General features: G+C 69.6%; 14 protein-coding genes. 5 read left to right on the top strand and 9 right to left on the bottom strand.

Features of this window, described 5'->3' with window-relative positions; genetic code table 11:
* The first annotated feature begins 37 nt into the window (after positions 1-37).
* Positions 38-1246, top strand: a complete 1209-nt coding sequence (locus D458_RS0109905) for a winged helix DNA-binding domain-containing protein (protein ID WP_239647927.1) — start codon at positions 38-40, stop codon at positions 1244-1246.
* A gap of 84 nt (positions 1247-1330) precedes the next feature.
* On the opposite strand, the gene D458_RS0109900 is transcribed toward D458_RS0109905, so the two are convergent.
* The 7 genes from D458_RS0109900 to D458_RS0109875 form a co-directional block, all read right to left on the bottom strand.
* Entirely contained in the window at positions 1331-2035 is a 705-nt protein-coding gene (locus D458_RS0109900; protein WP_017586582.1) for an ATP-binding cassette domain-containing protein, read from the bottom strand.
* Positions 2032-2778, bottom strand: coding sequence for an urea ABC transporter ATP-binding protein UrtD (urtD, locus tag D458_RS0109895; protein ID WP_017586581.1), 747 nt, complete (start codon positions 2776-2778; stop codon positions 2032-2034). The genes D458_RS0109900 and urtD overlap by 4 nt, the downstream gene beginning before the upstream one ends.
* Positions 2775-3932, bottom strand: a complete 1158-nt coding sequence (gene urtC, locus D458_RS0109890) for an urea ABC transporter permease subunit UrtC (RefSeq protein ID WP_017586580.1) — start codon at positions 3930-3932, stop codon at positions 2775-2777. Before urtC ends, urtD begins: the two co-directional genes overlap by 4 nt.
* Complete coding sequence (gene urtB, locus D458_RS0109885; RefSeq protein WP_017586579.1) at positions 3929-4819, bottom strand: urea ABC transporter permease subunit UrtB; 891 nt, start codon at positions 4817-4819, stop codon at positions 3929-3931. Before urtB ends, urtC begins: the two co-directional genes overlap by 4 nt.
* An 81-nt stretch (positions 4820-4900) precedes the next feature.
* Positions 4901-6124 carry an urea ABC transporter substrate-binding protein gene (urtA, locus tag D458_RS0109880; RefSeq protein WP_017586578.1) on the bottom strand — a complete coding sequence of 408 codons (1224 nt, stop codon included), beginning with the start codon at positions 6122-6124 and terminating at the stop codon, positions 4901-4903.
* Between the two features lie 117 nt (positions 6125-6241).
* The gene (locus tag D458_RS36715) at positions 6242-6430 is read right to left on the bottom strand and encodes a hypothetical protein (RefSeq protein WP_160168047.1); all 189 of its coding nucleotides are present in this window, start codon (positions 6428-6430) and stop codon (positions 6242-6244) included.
* Between the two features lie 242 nt (positions 6431-6672).
* Positions 6673-7383, bottom strand: a complete 711-nt coding sequence (locus D458_RS0109875; RefSeq protein WP_017586577.1) for an SDR family oxidoreductase — start codon at positions 7381-7383, stop codon at positions 6673-6675.
* Between the two features lie 122 nt (positions 7384-7505).
* Between D458_RS0109875 and D458_RS0109870 the strand changes: the two genes are divergently transcribed.
* Complete coding sequence (locus tag D458_RS0109870) at positions 7506-7931, top strand: MerR family transcriptional regulator (RefSeq protein WP_040702335.1); 426 nt, start codon at positions 7506-7508, stop codon at positions 7929-7931.
* 98 nt (positions 7932-8029) lie between these two features.
* On the opposite strand, the gene D458_RS0109865 is transcribed toward D458_RS0109870, so the two are convergent.
* Positions 8030-8566, bottom strand: coding sequence for a hypothetical protein (locus D458_RS0109865; protein ID WP_017586575.1), 537 nt, complete (start codon positions 8564-8566; stop codon positions 8030-8032).
* 1337 nt (positions 8567-9903) lie between these two features.
* Positions 9904-10881: a phosphotransferase family protein gene (locus D458_RS0109860; protein ID WP_017586574.1), complete on the bottom strand. Its 978-nt coding sequence runs from the start codon at positions 10879-10881 to the stop codon at positions 9904-9906.
* 133 nt (positions 10882-11014) lie between these two features.
* Here D458_RS0109860 and D458_RS0109855 point away from each other — a divergent pair, with 133 nt between their 5' ends.
* The 3 genes from D458_RS0109855 (at position 11015) to D458_RS0109845 (ending at position 15136) form a co-directional block, all read left to right on the top strand.
* Entirely contained in the window at positions 11015-11476 is a 462-nt protein-coding gene (locus D458_RS0109855) for a VOC family protein (RefSeq protein ID WP_017586573.1), read from the top strand.
* A 223-nt stretch (positions 11477-11699) separates the two neighbouring features.
* Entirely contained in the window at positions 11700-14057 is a 2358-nt protein-coding gene (locus tag D458_RS0109850; protein ID WP_017586572.1) for a phosphoketolase family protein, read from the top strand.
* Complete coding sequence (locus D458_RS0109845) at positions 14057-15136, top strand: acetate/propionate family kinase (protein WP_017586571.1); 1080 nt, start codon at positions 14057-14059, stop codon at positions 15134-15136. Before D458_RS0109850 ends, D458_RS0109845 begins: the two co-directional genes overlap by 1 nt.
* Positions 15137-15200 lie beyond the last annotated feature (64 nt).

The following is a 15200-nucleotide window of genomic DNA, read 5'->3' as shown; positions in this document are numbered from 1 at the left end:
GGGTGGGCGCCTACCTTCTGTGTCGAGGAGAGCACCTGTGTCATCAGCCCTCACGTCCCCGTCCGTACCCGCCCCCGAGCCCGGAGCCGCGTCCGTGGACTGGTCGGGGCAGATCGCACGGCGGTGCGAGCGCCATCACCTGAGCAGCCCGGGAGCGGACGTGGCCCAGGTGGTGGGGGCGATGTGCGGGGCGCATGCCCAGGTCATGGGTGCGGCGGAGGTGTCGGTGGCCCTTCGCCTGGGTGGGGTGGAGCGCACCCGGGTGCGGGAGGCGCTGTGGGAGCGGCGTGAGGTGGTCAAGACCTACGGCCCCCGGGGCACCGTGCATCTGCTGCCCTCGGCTGAGCTGGGGTTGTGGTGTGCGGGGTTGGGTGCGGTGGAACGGGCGGGCAATCCCGCCCCCAAGGGGGCTGTGCTGAGCCCGCAGCAGGTCGAGGAGCTGGTGGTCGCCGCGGGCGAGGTCCTCGGTGAGGCGGAGATGAGCGCGGACGAGCTCACCCGGGCCCTGGTGGCGCGGGTGGGTGCCTGGGCGGGCGAGGAGGTGATGCCCGCGTTCGGGGGGTGGTGGCCGCGGTGGCGGTGGGCGATGCGGGCTCTGGCCACGCGCGGGGTAATGTGCTTCGGTCCCGTACGGGGGCGCACGGTGACCTTCACCGGTGTGCGCCGCTGGGTGCCGGACTTCGCGTTGGCGTCGGAGCGTGCGGGGCTGGAACACCTGGTGGGCGCCTATCTGCGTGCCTATGGTCCGGTCACCTCGGCTCACCTGGCGCGGTGGCTGGCGGCTCCGCTGCGGTGGACGCGGCAGCTGCTGGAGTCGCTGGAAGGTGTGGCCGAACCCCTGCGGGCGGGTGGCCGGCAGGGGGGCGGTCAGCGGTACTGGCGGCTGGCCGGGGACGTGCGGGGCGCGGTCGGGGACGCTCCGGAGGTGATGCTGTTGCCCTACTTCGATCCCTACACCGTGGGCTCGCATCCCCGCGAGGTCCTCTTTCCGGGTAGGGCTCACGGGCGGGCGCTGGCCCGTGGGCAGGCGGGCAACTTCCCCGTGCTCTACCTGCGGGGGCGGGCGGCGGGGGTGTGGCACCAGCGGCGTTCGGGTTCTCGGTTGCAGGTGCGGGTGGAGCCGGTGGTGGAGTTGACGGCGGCCCAGCGTGAGGGGGTGGCTGAGCGGGTCCGGGAGTTGGGCCGTATCCAGCAGGTGCGGCCCGCTTTGAGTTTTGGTCCCGTCACTGTGGGCCCTCATGCCTGAAGGGGGTGTGTCCCCGCGCTCCTGTGCCTTTCCGGTCCTGTGCCTGTGCGGCCCTGAGCCCTTCGTTTCCGCGGGGGCGTGGTTTCAGATGGCCATGAGCGCGTGGGCGCTGCGGTGGGTGAGTTCGGTGCGCGGGCCGGTGTGGATGACGCGTCCGGCGTCGATGACGGTGATGGTGTCGGCCAGGCGCAGTGCCACGTCCAGGTACTGCTCCACCAGCAGGACGGTGATGCCCTGGGCGGCGGTGTCGGTGATGGCGGTTTCGATCTCGGCGACGATGTTGGGCTGGATGCCTTCGGTGGGCTCGTCCAGGATGAGCAGGTCGGGGTCGGTGACCAGGGCGCGGGCGATGGCCAGTTGTTGGGCTTGTCCTCCGGAGAGCAGGCCGGCTTTGCGGCCCAGGAGGGGTTTGAGGCGGGGGAAGCGTTCCAGGGCGGCGTCGATGAGGTCGGGGCGGTTGCGGCGGGTGGCCTGGTGGGCCACGTGCAGGTTCTCGGCGACGGTCAGTGGGGCGAAGGTGTCGTGGCCCTGGGGTGCGTAGGCGATGCCGCGGCGGGTGCGTTGGTGGGGGGCCAGGGTGGTGATGTCGGTGCCGGTGTGGGTGATGGTGCCGGTGGTGGGGGTGATGAGTCCGGCGATGGTGTTGAGCAGGGTGGTTTTGCCGACGCCGTTGCGGCCCATGACGCAGGCGATGGTGCCGGGGTGGACGGTGAGGTCGATGTCGAAGAGTACGCGGGCGCGGCCGTAGCCGGCGGACAGGTTTCGCACGTTCAGGTGGGGGGTGGTCACGGGGTGGCCTCCTGGGGGGTGCGGCCCAGGTAGACCTCCTGGACGCGGGGGTCGTTCTGCACGGTGTGGACGTCGCCGTGGGTGAGGACGCGTCCTTCGTGCAGGACGGTGACCTGGTGGGCGTAGCGGCGCAGGAAGTCCATGTCGTGTTCGATGACGATGATGGTGTGGTCGGTGGCGATCTCGGTGAGGAGGTCGCCGGTGCGGGTGCGCTCTTGGGCGTTCATTCCGGCGACGGGTTCGTCCAGTAGGAGCAGGCGGGGTTGTTGGGCCAGGAGCATGGCGATCTCCAGCCATTGGCGTTGGCCGTGGGAGAGGGTGGCGGCTTTGTGGTGGGTGTGTTCGCTCAGGCCGACCCGGTCCAGGATGTGGGTCAGGGGTGGGGGCAGGGTGCGGCGTCTGCGCAGGAGTTGCCAGGGGGGTAGGCGGTGGGAGGCGGCGAGGTCGACGTTGTCGGCGACGGTGAGTTCACCGAAGACGACACTGGTTTGGAAGGTGCGTCCGATGCCGGCGCGGACGATGCGGTGTTCGGCCATGCCGGCCAGGGGGTGGCCGTTGAAGGTGAGGGTGCCCGAGGTGGGGCGGGTGCGGCCGGTGATGGTGTCGATGAGGGTGGTTTTTCCGGCGCCGTTGGGGCCGATGAGGAAGCGTAGTTCGCCTTCGGTGAGGGTGAGGTCGACGTGGTCCAGGGCGGTGAAGTCGCCGAAGGTGACGGTGAGGTCGTTGATGTCGAGCAGGTTCATGGGGTGCTCCCGGTGGTGGGCTCCTGGGGTGCGGGGGTGGGGGTGCGCCGGTGTGTGTGGTGGCGGCGGGTGTGCAGGGTGTCGCGGATCTGTTGGGTGAGTCCGGCCAGGCCTTGGGGGGCGAGGGCGATGACGATGACGAACAGGGCGCCTTGGAGGTAGGTCCAGCCGCCGGCGAAGTGTTCGGAGAAGGTGGTCTGGGCGGCGTTGACGAGGACGGCTCCCAGGGCGGCTCCGGCCAGGGAGTAGCGGCCGCCGATGGCGACGGCCAGGACCATCATGATCGAGGGGATGACGCCGATGAGGGAGGGGGAGATGATGCCCATGACGGGGACGAAGAGGGCGCCGCCGGCTCCTGCGGCCATGGCGGAGAGGGCGTAGGCGAAGGTTTTGGCCCAGGTGGGGTCGTAGCCCAGGTAGCGGACGCGGTCCTCGCCGTCGCGGATGGCGATGAGGAGTTGTCCGTAGCGGCTGCGGGTGATGTGGCGGAAGAGGAGGTAGAGGGCGGCCAGGGTGAGGACGGTCAGGGCGTAGAGGGTGGTTTGTGCGGTGGGGGTGTAGAGGCTGTGTCCGGCGAAGACGGGGAAGTCGGTGAGGCCGTTGGAGCCGCCGGTGAGGTGTTGTTGGCCGATGAGGAGGATGACGAAGGCGGCGGCCAGGGCCTGGTTGAGGATGGCGAAGTAGGCGCCGCGTACGCGTTGGCGGAAGACGGACCAGCCCAGGAGGGTGGCCAGGGCGGCGGGGAGCAGGAGTGCGGTGGTGACGGCGACGGCGGGGTTGGCCAGGGGTTGCCAGAACCAGGGGAGTTCGGTGAGGCCGGACCAGAGCATGAACTGGGGGAGGGCGCCGGGGTCGAGGGGGTCGGTGGCGGTGCGGGCCAGGGTCAGGTGCATGGCCATGGCGTAGGCGCCCAGTCCGAAGTAGACGCCGTGTCCCAGGGTGAGCATGCCTCCGCGGCCCCAGGCCAGGGCGATGCCCAGGGCGACGATGGCGTAGCACAGGTACTGGGCGAGCAGGTTGAGGCGGAAGGGTTCCAGGATCAGGGGGAGGAGGAGCAGGGCGGCGGCGAGCAGGGCCAGGAAGGTGGCGGGTCCGCGTAGCCGGGTGAGGGTGCCCGGTGCGGTCTCGGTGGTGGGGGTGGGGGTGTTGGTCATGTGAGTGCCCGGGTCTTGACGGTGAACAGTCCTTGGGGGCGGGCCTGGAGGAAGGCGACGATGGTGGCGAAGACGATGAGTTTGGCCAGGGAGGCGTCGGCCCAGGCTTCGACGGTGGCGTTGAGGATGCCCAGGGTGAAGGCGGCCAGGACGGTGCCGCGTAGTTGGCCCAGTCCGCCCACGACCACGACGAGGAAGGCGTCGACGATGTAGTTGGTGCCCAGGGTGGGTCCGGTGGGGCCGATGAGGGTCAGGGCGACTCCGGCGATGCCGGCCAGGCCGGAGCCGATGAAGAAGGTGGTGGCGTCGACTTTTCGGGTGTTGATGCCGGTGATGGCGGCCAGGTCGCGGTTGTGGATGACGGCGCGCATCTGTCGGCCCTGGCGGGAGCGGTTGAGGTAGTGGGCGATGGCGATGACGCAGGCGATGGTCAGGGCGAGGATGAACAGGCGGGAGTAGTGGATGCGGATGCCGTCGGTCAGGGTGAGGCCTCCGGTGAGCCAGGCCGGTGCGGGGACGTCGACGTTGGGTGCGCCGAAGGTGTCGCGGGCGGCTTGTTGGAGGATCATGCCGATGCCGAAGGTCAGCAGGAGGGTGTCCAGGGGGCGGGCGTAGAAGTGGCGGATGATGCTGAGTTCGAGGAGCCAGCCCAGGGTGCCGGTGATGGTGAAGGCGACGGGTAGGGCGATCAGGAGTGAGTAGGCGGGGTTGAGGCCGATCCAGGCGTGCAGGACGTAGGCGGTGTAGGCGCCGGTCATGATCAGTTCGCCGTGGGCCATGTTGATGACGCCCATTTGGCCGAAGGTGAAGTTGAGGCCGAGGGCGGCCAGGAGGAGGACGGCGCCGATGGCCAGGCCGGTGGGGAGTTGGCTGATGATGGCGTCCATCGCTGCTCCTTTCTGTGCTGGGGGCCGGGAGGCGGGGTGGGGGTGCGGCCGCACCGGTGGGGGTGAGCGGGTGGAGGGGGGTCAGCCGGTGAGGTTGTCGGCCCAGTCGTAGCCCTGGAGGTAGGGGTCGGGGACGATGGGTTCGGGGGAGGTCCAGATCTCGTCGATGAGGCCTTCGTCGTTGACCTGGCCGATGCGGGCGGTCTTGGCCACGTGCTGGGTGTCGCCGTCCACCGTGATGGGTCCTTCGGGGGCGTCGATGCCGATCCCGTCCAGGGCGGCGCGCACGTCCTCGACCTCGAAGCTGTCGGCGGCCTCGACCGCGGCCTTCCACAGGTAGACGCCGTTGTAGGCCGACTGCATGGGGTCGGAGGTGACGCGGTCGGCGCCGTAGGTGTCGGTGAAGGCCTCGACGAAACCGGTGTTGGCATCGTTGTCGACGCTCTGGTAGTAGTTCCAGGCCGTCAGGTGGCCGGCGATGTTGTCGGCGCCGATGCCTTCGACCTCTTCTTCGGCCACGCTGACGCTGAGCACCGGCACGTCCTGGGCCTCGACTCCGGCGGAGCGCAGCTGTTGGAAGAAGCTGACGTTGGAGTCGCCGTTGAGGGTGTTGAAGACGGCGTCGGGTTCGGTGCGGGCGATGTCGTTGGTGATGGTGGAGTACTCGGTGTGGCCCAGGGGGGTGTACTCCTGGGCGGTGATCTCCATGTCGTGGTGGTCGGCGTAGGCGGTGATGATCTGGTTGGCGGTGCGGGGGAAGACGTAGTCGGAGCCGACCAGGTAGAGGCTGGTGTGGCCTTGTTCGCGCAGGTAGTCCAGGGCGGGGATGATCTGCTGGTTGGTGGTGGCACCGGTGTAGACGATGTTGTCGCTGGCCTCCAGCCCTTCGTACTGCACGGGGTAGAACAGCAGGCCGTTGTTGCGTTCGAAGACGGGCAGCATGGCTTTGCGTGAGGCGGAGGTCCAGCCGCCGAAGACCGCGACGGCGTTGTCGGACTGCAGGAGTTTTTGGGCGCGTTCGGCGAAGGTGGCTTCGTCGGAGGCGCCGTCTTCCAGGACGGGTTCGATCTGGCGTCCCAGGACTCCGCCGTCGGCGTTGATCTCGTCGATGGCGAGTTGGACCGCGTCGCGTACGGTCACTTCGCTGATGGCCATGGTGCCGGACAGGGAGTGGAGCATGCCGACGGTGACGGTGTCGGTGTCGACTCCGGCGGGTTCCGCGGTGCCGCAGGCGGTGGCGGCCAGTGTCAGGGCCAGTGCGGCGGTGAGGGTCTTGGTCCAGGTGCTCGGGCGGGAGCAGGCCATGCCCACCTCCTAGGTGTGTGGGGGTTGTTCGGGGGGTGCACCTAGGAGGCTGGTGTCGGGGTGTTTCGCTGGGCGTGCCCGACCGTTACGTATACATGTCGGTATCCGGTGGGTGGGTTAAATCCCGTTTTTGGTGGGGGTGGGGCGGTGGGTGGCGGCCAGGTGGTGGTGGCCGTTGCCCGCGCAGTGGGGGCAGGGGTGGGGGACCAGGGTTTGGGCTGGTGGTTGGTGTCGGGGGGTGTAGGGCAGGACCAGGACCTGTGTGCCGCTGCCCAGACAGCTGCGGCACAGGGTGCGGATGAGCATGGGGGCAGAGTACGGGGTGGGGCCTGGGGTGGGGGTGGATTAGGTGAGGTTGGTGGGTCTGTGTGGGTTGGGGGAGGCGGGATGCTCGGGGGAGGTTCGAGGAGCGCTCGCTCAAGCGGATGGGGCACTTCCTGGCCCGGTTCGGTACCCCGGGGCGGGGGAGGGGCTCCGGGCGCAGTGGCGGGCCGGTGGGGTGCGGTGTGCCGGGGTGGCCAGGGGTCGACGGTTGGGTGTGGGGCGGTTCAGTTCCCGGACAGGTCGTAGAACTGTGCGGGGTCGCCGGACAGGGTGCTCTTGACGTAGCGGCTGGGTTCGTCGACCAGCACCTCGAGGGTTCCCTTCTGGACTCCGTCCAGGCTGGCGCGGGCGACGTCGGCCGGGTCGATCTTGGGGGTGTCGTGTGCGGCCATCATGTCGGTGTCGGCGGCCCCCAGGTGGACGCCCTGGACGAGGGTTTTCTGTGCGGCCAGTTCCAGGCGCACACCGTTGGTCATGCTCCACTGGGCGGCCTTGGCCACGGAGTAGGAGCCGGTGCCCGGGCCGGTGACCCACGAGAGCAGGGACAGGACGTTGACCAGGGCCCCTCCGCCGTTGGCGCCCAGGAGGGGTGCGAAGGCACGGATGGTGCGCAGCGAGCCGAACAGGTGGGTCTCCAGGTCGGTGCGGATCAGGTCCGTGTCGCTGGTGAGCAGGTTCGCTCCGGTGGCGATGCCGGCGTTGTTGACCAACAGGGTGAGGTCCTGGGCGGTGGCGGCGGCCTCCTTGATCGATGTCTCCTCGAGCAGGTCCAGGTACAGGGGCACCACGCGCGGGTCGGAGGCGTCGATGAGCTCGGGTCGGCGGGCGGTGGCGTAGACCTTCGCGGCGCCCCGGGCGAGGAGTTCGTCGACGTAGCGTTTGCCGATGCCGCGGTTGGCGCCGGTCACGAGCGCGATGGAGCCGTTGATGTCCATGGTGGTTCCCCTTGTGGGTGGTTGAGGATGGTTTCCTCAGGTGTGTGCCGCCTACGCTAGGACTTGACGTTGACGTCAAGGGCAAGTCCTCGAGGGCTGTTGGGGGAGTGACGGTGGCCACGATGCGCATCGGTGAACTGGCCGGCAGGGTCGGGGTGAGCACGCGTGCCCTGCGCTACTACGAGGAGCAGGGCCTGTTGCGGTCCCAGCGCACGGCCAGTGGCCAGCGCCTGTACCCGGACTCCTCCGTGGACCGGGTGCGGCTCATCCGCCAGCTGTACACGGCCGGGTTGAGCAGCGCTCTGATCGCCGTGCTGTTGCCCGCCATCGACGCCCGCCACGTCGACCCCGAACTGATGGGGCTGCTGGTGCAAGAGCGCGAGCGGATCCGGGACAAGGTCGCCGGGTTGCAGGAGGCCGGGCGCAGACTCGACGTGCTGATCGGGCTGGCCGCGCATCCGGATGCGCGGCCGTGTCCGGGGTCGCTGGGTCGGGAGGAGAGCACCGAGGCGTCCGGTTCTGCGGCGCCGGGCTCCGAGCCGGTCTGAGCGGGGGCCGTCTGGTCTTTGACCTGCACAGATTGCTCGCAGCGGCCGCAGGGGGCGGGTGTGCGGTGGGGTGTGCCCGGGGTCTGGGGGGTGGCCGTTCAGTGCGGGTCGGTGTCCCAGGTGTGTCTGGCGCGGTCGAGTTCGATGTCGCGGCCCAGGGCGGGGAGTGCTGTGTAGGCGCTGATCAGGGTTGCTGCGCCCAGCAGGCACCAGAAAGCGAGGGTGTTGCACCAGGGTGCCAGTGGGGAGAGCAGCGGTGCGGTGCACGCGAGGAAGGTCAGGGCGGTCGGGGGGAGCCACTGGTGTCCGGTGGGGGAGCCCTGGCCCGAGCGGGTCGTGGACACCAGGAACGGTGTCATGGCGATGGTGCCCAGGACGAAGCCTGCCGGGGCGGCCAGGAGCGCCGCCACGACCAGGGCCCACGGTGCCAGCCACGGGCTCAGGCCCCACACGGTGGTGGTCGCGGCGACCAGGGCGGTGGACAGCCCCAAGACCAGCAGGGGCGCGGGGAGGCCGCCGCGTGGGCGGGGGGAGTGGGGGTCGCCGCTGGTCAGGGAGTGGGCCGCGGTCAGGGTGCGTCGCAGGGACAGCCCGGTCAGGACTCGGCGGGGGTATGAGTGGGGGGCCTGGCCCATAAGTGTGCAGGTCCTTGTCGTTCTGGGCTGCGGGCCGGGCGGTCTCGAGGCAGGGTGCCGCTGGGCGGGGCCGGTGGCGGTGGGTGTTGCGTTTGTCGGCCTCACTGTGGGGCGGGGCCGGCTCCTGTGCTCGTGGCCGCGGGGTTGTGGGGGCCAGTCTAGGAGTGGTGGCGCTCTGGTGGCGGAGGGTGAGCGGGTGTGGTGAGGGTGTGCTGGGGCGAAGAGGGGCCGCAGTGGCTGGAGTGGTGGCGGATCCGTCGGGGGTCGGGTGTGGCCTGCAGCGCGGCGGGGCGGTTGAGGGGTGTGGCGGTGGTTGCGGGGAGGACCCCGAACACTCAACTTGACATAATGTGCATTATCGGCGATTCGGGAAGGCCTGTGGGGAAGGGGTTCTCGCGCTCCGGGTGGTCTGCGGGTGTCGCAACGGCGTTGCGCCGGCCCACTGGCGGCTGCTGGTGGCCGCCTTCCCGGATGGCTGGTGGGGCGTCGATGGTCCTGGGGTGCTGGCTCGGTGGGGTGGGCGGGTTGCCCACAGGCTGCGTGGTGGGCGCTGGCGGGTTCGGGTTGGCGTCGGTTCAGGGGCGCTGTGGGCGGCTGTGGGCGAAGTTCGGCGCCCTGGATCCGAGTCTGTTCCGACCAGGGCCTTTGTGGCAAGCCGCAGGCCAGGAGCCTGTGGACAAAGCGCGCAGTCGCGCTGGAGCCGTGCGCTGGGCGCTCAGGATGTGCGGTGGGCCCATCCTGGGGCTGCTGTCGGCCTGGGCGGAGTCCCCTGGCCTCACGGGGCCGACTGCCTGCAGGCTCTGGGGCCGTTGGAGTGCTCACCTTCTGTCAGGAGCCCGCGGCCCATGGGCGGGTGTGCGCGCCGGACGCCGCTTTGACCTGGGGTGTTCTCGTGTGCAGGGCTCCCCGGCCGACGGGTGCCCGTGCGGCCCTCAGGGGCGGGCGCTACGGTGTGCGTGTGCGGAGGGCTGCGTGTGTGCAGGTCAGAGGGCTCCCTGCGGGTCCGTGAACCCCTTCCGGATGGTGATCCCTCCATGTTTCATGCATAAACGGTGTTATGCATCCTTTTGTAGGTTTTTGTGGACGCATGACCGTTTTTCCGTGCGGGCGTCACCGGAGGCTCCCCCGGGCACTCGCGTGCTGCCCGGGGGTACTCCTGTCCTTCGTACCACCCCCTGACGAACATCAGTTCGAGTGACGTCCTCCATGGGTGCTGGTCGAACCTGTGTGCGAGGTGCTGGCTCTTCGGAGGCGCGATCACCGCCACCGCTCCCCCACGCCCCCCGTGGTGCCCACTCGGACCAGGACTCCTTGATCACTCTGCGTGACAATGGGGTCTACTCCCCCACCCCCAGGGCGGCGCGTACGTCCGCGCGCTCCAACAACCGCACACACCAGGCGAAATGGCCGTCATCGCCCTCCTGCGAGTAGGCGTTGGCACCGGCCAGCCCGTAGGCCGCCCGGTACAGCAGCGCCCGCTCACGTTCGGGCCCCGACTCCCCCGCCCACCGGGCCAGCAGGGTGTCGTCGAACTCGCGTGCCCGCGGCCCGTACATGTCGTAGAAGCCCGCCGCGGTGGAGACGTCGAACAGCGGGGCGGCCGCGGTGGTGAAGAACCCCCAGTCCAGGACGGCGGTGGGCTCCCCCTGGTCGGTGGCCAGGATGTTGGGTGCGCACAGGTCCCCGTGCACGATCCGAGCGGGCTCCCGGGGCAGGCGCTCAAGGCGCTGCGAGAGCGCGGCGAGCAGGGAGTCCAGGTCGGGCAGGGCCGTGCGCAGGGAGGGCGCGAAGCGGTCGGTGCGGCGCCGCACCAGCGCGCTCAGGGCGCTGGGCCAGGTGGTGTGGCCCTCCCAGAGCGGACGCTGTTCGTCCAGGACGGGCAGGGCGCGGGTGGCCCGGCCCGCGCGGGTGCGCGCCAGGGCCTGGAGGACCTGGGTGAAGGTGTCCTGGGCCTGGGTGTGGGTGAGGGATCCCTGGTCCAGGAGGGTGTTCAGGGCGGTGCCCGCCAGGTGGGGTTCGACGGTGACGGCTGTACCTGCCTCGCTCTGGGGCCCGTGGTGTACGTCCTGGTCCAGGTGGCGCAGGTGCAGGATGCGGGGGGTGGCGAAGGGCAGGTGCTGGGCGGCGAGTTCGTCGTAGAAGGCCTGCAGGGGGCGCAGGTCGGCGACGGTGCGGGTGTGCCAGGCCTTGGCGATGAGGTTCTCGCCCAAGGGGCCCGGGCCCAGGTGGTGGACGGTGCCCTCCATGCCCCGGCCCAGGGGGCGGGCGCGGTGGTGGCCCCAGCGGGCGTAGGCGGTGGCGGGGTCGGTGGTCATGGGTGGCTCTTCCTGGGCTCGGTTCCGGGGGTATGGGGGCACATTGTCAGAAGTGGCGGACCGTTGTTGTCCGCTTGGGGTGTGAGGGTGGGTTCTGCGGTTGCACACGAGTGGTGTTGAACGGAGCAGAGCCATGAGTCGTCAGGTCCAGGTCACCTTCGATGCGCACGACCCGGGGGCGTTGTCGTGTTTTTGGCGTGATGCCCTGGGTTATGTCCACCCTGGTCCTCCTGGTGTGGAGTTGGCTGAGGGGGATGATCCGTTGGTGGCGTGGGGTGAGTTCCTCGAGGGGATCGGGGTGCCGGAGAGTGAGCGCAACGCGCGGTCGGCGGTGGAGGATCCGCGGGGGCGGGGGCCGCGGTTGTTCTTCCAGCGGGTGCCGGAGGGCAAGGTGGCCAAGAACCGGGTGCACCTGGATGTGCGGGCGGCTCCGGGGTTGCGTGGTGGGGAGCGGATGGCGGCGCTGGAGGCCGAATGTGAGCGGTTGGTGGGGTTGGGGGCCGCGCGGTTGCGTCGTCATGAGCCGGAGCCGCCGATGGAGGAGGGTTTCATCGTGATGGCCGATCCGGAGGGTAACGAGTTCTGCCTGGACTGAGCCGGCGGGTTCTGTGCGGGCCGGTGGTGGGGGCGTCCGGGGGTGGTTGCCCCGGGCGCCTTGTGGTGTGCCGACACGGCCCTGATGGCTCTGGAGGGGGTCGGGGCGGGCGGTTACGGTGGCTGGGACCGGGTGAGCCCCGGCCTGGGCCGGGCCTTGTGGTGGGTGGTCGGTCGCTCCCCCGCGGTGTGTACGGGAACGTTCCTTCGAGGAAGGTGGACCCATGGCTGTGGAGCAGTTGGACCGGAGGGAACTGGAGTTGCTGGACGCCTACTGGAGGGCGGCCAACTATCTGTCGGTGGGGCAGATCTACCTGTTGGACAACCCGTTGTTGCGTGAGCCGTTGCGGCCCGAGCACATCAAGCCGCGCCTGCTCGGGCACTGGGGTACGACACCGGGGTTGAACTTCTGTTACGCGCACCTGAACCGGGTGATCCGGGAGCGCGATGTGGACATGATCTACGTGATGGGGCCCGGGCACGGGGGTCCGGCGGCGGTGGCCAACTCCTGGTTGGAGGGCAGCTACAGCCAGGTCTACCCGGACGTGTCCCGGGACGAGGAGGGGATGCGCCGCCTGTTCCGGCAGTTCTCCTTCCCCGGTGGGATCCCCAGCCATGTGGCGCCCGAGACGCCCGGGTCCATCCACGAGAGCGGAGAGCTGGGGTACTCGCTGGCGCACGCCTTCGGTGCGGCCTTCGACAACCCCGACCTGGTGGTGGGTTGTGTGGTGGGTGACGGTGAGGCCGAGACCGGTCCGCTGGCGGCCAGTTGGCATTCCACCAAGTTCCTGGACCCGGTGCGTGACGGTGCGGTGCTGCCGATCCTGCACCTGAACGGGTACAAGATCGCCAACCCCACGGTGCTGGCGCGGATGCCCGAGGAGGATCTGGTCAAGATGCTGGAGGGGATGGGGTACCGGCCGCTGGTCGTCAGCGGCTCCGACCCCGCCCGGATGCACCGGCGGATGGCCCGGGTGTTGGACGAGGCGATGGACGAGATCGCCGCCGTTCAGCGGGCGGCGCGCGCGGGCGGGTCCTCGCGGCGTCCGGTGTGGCCGATGGTGGTGCTGCGCTCCCCCAAGGGGTGGACGGGGCCGCGGGAGGTGGACGGGGTGCCGGTGGAGGGTACGTGGCGTTCGCACCAGGTGCCTTTGTCGGGGGTGCGGGACAACCCTGGGCATCTGCGGCAGTTGGAGGAGTGGTTGCGCTCCTACGGGCCCGGGGAGTTGTTCGACGCCCAGGGGGCTCCGGTGGGTGAGCTGGTGGCGTCGGCGCCCCGAGGTGAGCGGCGCATGGGTGCGAACCCGCATGCCAACGGCGGTGTGTTGTTGCGTGATCTGGTGTTGCCGGATTTTCGCCGGTACGCGGTGGAGTTCTCCGGGCACGGGACGCACAGCAGTGAGGCCACGCGGGTGCTGGGGTCTTTCCTGCGGGACGTGGTCCGTGCCAATCCGGACAACTTCCGGATCATGGGGCCCGACGAGACGGCGTCGAACCGGTTGTCGGCGGTCTATGAGGCCACGGGCAAGGTGTGGCAGGAGGAGGTTCTCGGCACCGACGAGGACCTGGTGCGGCACGGTCAGGTGATGGAGGTGCTCAGTGAGCATCTGTGTCAGGGGTGGTTGGAGGGGTACCTGCTCACCGGGCGGCACGGGTTGTTCAACTCCTATGAGGCGTTCGTGCACATCGTGGATGCGATGTTCAACCAGCACGCCAAGTGGTTGAAGGTGACCCGGCACCTGGAGTGGCGTCGGCCGATCGCCTCGTTGAACTATCTGTTGTCCTCGCATGTGTGGCGTCAGGACCACAACGGTTTCACGCATCAGGATCCGGGGTTCTTGGACGTGGTGATGAACAAGCCCGCGGAGTTGGTGCGGGTGTACCTGCCGCCGGACGCGAACACGCTGCTGTCGGTGGCCGACCACTGTCTGCGCTCGCGGGACTACGTGAACGTGGTGGTGGCCGGTAAGCAGCCCGCGTTGGACTACCTGCCCATGGAGGAGGCGGTGGCGCACTGTCGGCGCGGCATCGGGATCTGGGAGTGGGCCGGTACCGGGGGCGGGGACGATCCGGACGTGGTGCTGGGGTGTGCGGGTGATGTGCCCACGTTGGAGGCGTTGGCCGCGGCGGATCTGTTGCGGCAGTTCTTTCCCGAGTTGCGGGTGCGGGTGGTGAACGTGGTGGATCTGATGCGGTTGCAGTCGGCCGGTGAGCACCCGCACGGGTTGCCCGATGCCGAGTACGAGGCGTTGTTCACCATCGACAAGCCGGTGATCTTCGCTTTCCACGGGTATCCGTGGTTGGTGCACCGGTTGACCTACCGGCGTCGGGGGCACGAGAACCTGCACGTGCGGGGGTTCAAGGAGGAGGGCACCACGACCACGCCCTTCGACATGGTGATGATGAATGATCTGGACCGTTTTCATCTGGTGATCGATGTGATCGACCGGGTTCCGGGGTTGGCGCAGCGGGCGGCGCAGGTGCGTCAGCGGATGGTGGACGAGCGGTTGCGGCACCGGGCGCACACTCGGGAGTTCGGTCAGGATCCGGAGTCGGTGCGTGATTGGGTGTGGCCTTACTGATGCGGGTGCTGGTGGTCAACGCGGGGTCGAGCAGCCTGAAGTTGAGCGTGCTCGATTCTGAGGACGCGGTGTTGGACGAGTGCGCCATCGCGGTGGAGCGGGACGTGTGGGACCGGGCGGCGTTGGAGGAGGCGTTGGGTCGGTTCCCGTCGGTGGATGCGGTGGGGCACCGGGTGGTGCACGGGGGTCGGGAGTTCGTGGACCCGGTGCGGTTGGATGCCCGTGTGGTGGGGCGGTTGCGTGAGTTGGGTGCTCTGGCGCCGTTGCACCAGCCCAAGTCGTTGGCGGGCATCGAGGCGTTGGAGCAGGTGTTGCCGGGGGTGCCGGCGGTGGCCTGTTTCGACACGGCCTTTCACGCGCGCCTGCCGGTGGAGGCGCACACCTATGCGGTGCCCGAGCGGTGGCGCGGTGAGTTCGGGGTGCGCCGGTACGGGTTCCACGGTCTCTCGCACGCCTATGCTGCGCGGCGGGCGGTGGAGTGGACGGGGGCCCAGCGGGTGGTGGTGGCGCATCTGGGGGCGGGTGCGTCGTTGTCGGCGGTGCTGGAGGGCAGGTCGGTCGACACCACGATGGGGTTCACGCCGTTGGAGGGGTTGGTGATGGCGACCCGTTCGGGGAGTGTGGATCCGGGGTTGGTGCTGTGGTTGAACCAGCACGCCGGGGTGGCGATGGCCGACATCGGGTGGGCGTTGGAGCATGATTCGGGGCTGGTGGGGCTTGCGGGGTCGGCGGACATGCGCGCGGTGTTGGAGCGTGAGGCCGCCGGTGATGAGGCGGCGCGGGTGGCGGTGGGGGTGTATCTGCACCGGTTGAGGGCGTTGGCGGCGTCGATGGTGGCGGCGTTGGGTGGGGTGGACACGTTGGTGTTCACCGGTGGTGTGGGTGAGCGTTCGGCGCCGATCCGGGCTCGGGCGGGGGCTGGGTTGGGGTTTGTGGGGGTGGGTGTGGACGAGGCGTTGAACGAGGGTGTGGAGGGTGAGGGTGAGATCACCGCGGCCGGGGCGCGGGTGCGCACGGTGGTGGTGCACGCTCGGGAGGATGTGGAGATCGCCCGTGGGGTGCGGTCGGTGCTGGGTTGAGGGTGCTGGGTTGAGTCCGGTGCCGGTGTGAGTTCTGTGCCTGCCGGGCGCGGTGGGGTGCGGT

It is taken from the genome of Nocardiopsis ganjiahuensis DSM 45031 (genome assembly GCF_000341085.1).
Classification (GTDB): domain Bacteria; phylum Actinomycetota; class Actinomycetes; order Streptosporangiales; family Streptosporangiaceae; genus Nocardiopsis; species Nocardiopsis ganjiahuensis.
The sequence above is the reverse complement of the archived record's forward strand: the minus strand, read 5'-3'. Positions and strand labels throughout refer to the sequence as shown.

What these genes read in the sequence shown, in the direction of transcription:
- D458_RS0109875 (WP_017586577.1), bottom strand. Translation starts at nt 7,383, where the DNA reads ATGGACATCAACGGCTCCATCGCGCTCGTGACCGGCGCCAACCGCGGC.
- D458_RS0109850 (WP_017586572.1), top strand. Translation starts at nt 11,700, where the DNA reads ATGGCTGTGGAGCAGTTGGACCGGAGGGAACTGGAGTTGCTGGACGCC.
- D458_RS0109865 (WP_017586575.1), bottom strand. Translation starts at nt 8,566, where the DNA reads ATGGGCCAGGCCCCCCACTCATACCCCCGCCGAGTCCTGACCGGGCTG.
- urtC (WP_017586580.1), bottom strand. Translation starts at nt 3,932, where the DNA reads ATGACCAACACCCCCACCCCCACCACCGAGACCGCACCGGGCACCCTC.
- D458_RS36715 (WP_160168047.1), bottom strand. Translation starts at nt 6,430, where the DNA reads ATGCTCATCCGCACCCTGTGCCGCAGCTGTCTGGGCAGCGGCACACAG.
- urtA (WP_017586578.1), bottom strand. Translation starts at nt 6,124, where the DNA reads ATGGCCTGCTCCCGCCCGAGCACCTGGACCAAGACCCTCACCGCCGCA.
- urtD (WP_017586581.1), bottom strand. Translation starts at nt 2,778, where the DNA reads ATGAACCTGCTCGACATCAACGACCTCACCGTCACCTTCGGCGACTTC.
- D458_RS0109845 (WP_017586571.1), top strand. Translation starts at nt 14,057, where the DNA reads ATGCGGGTGCTGGTGGTCAACGCGGGGTCGAGCAGCCTGAAGTTGAGC.
- D458_RS0109855 (WP_017586573.1), top strand. Translation starts at nt 11,015, where the DNA reads ATGAGTCGTCAGGTCCAGGTCACCTTCGATGCGCACGACCCGGGGGCG.
- D458_RS0109860 (WP_017586574.1), bottom strand. Translation starts at nt 10,881, where the DNA reads ATGACCACCGACCCCGCCACCGCCTACGCCCGCTGGGGCCACCACCGC.
- D458_RS0109870 (WP_040702335.1), top strand. Translation starts at nt 7,506, where the DNA reads ATGCGCATCGGTGAACTGGCCGGCAGGGTCGGGGTGAGCACGCGTGCC.
- urtB (WP_017586579.1), bottom strand. Translation starts at nt 4,819, where the DNA reads ATGGACGCCATCATCAGCCAACTCCCCACCGGCCTGGCCATCGGCGCC.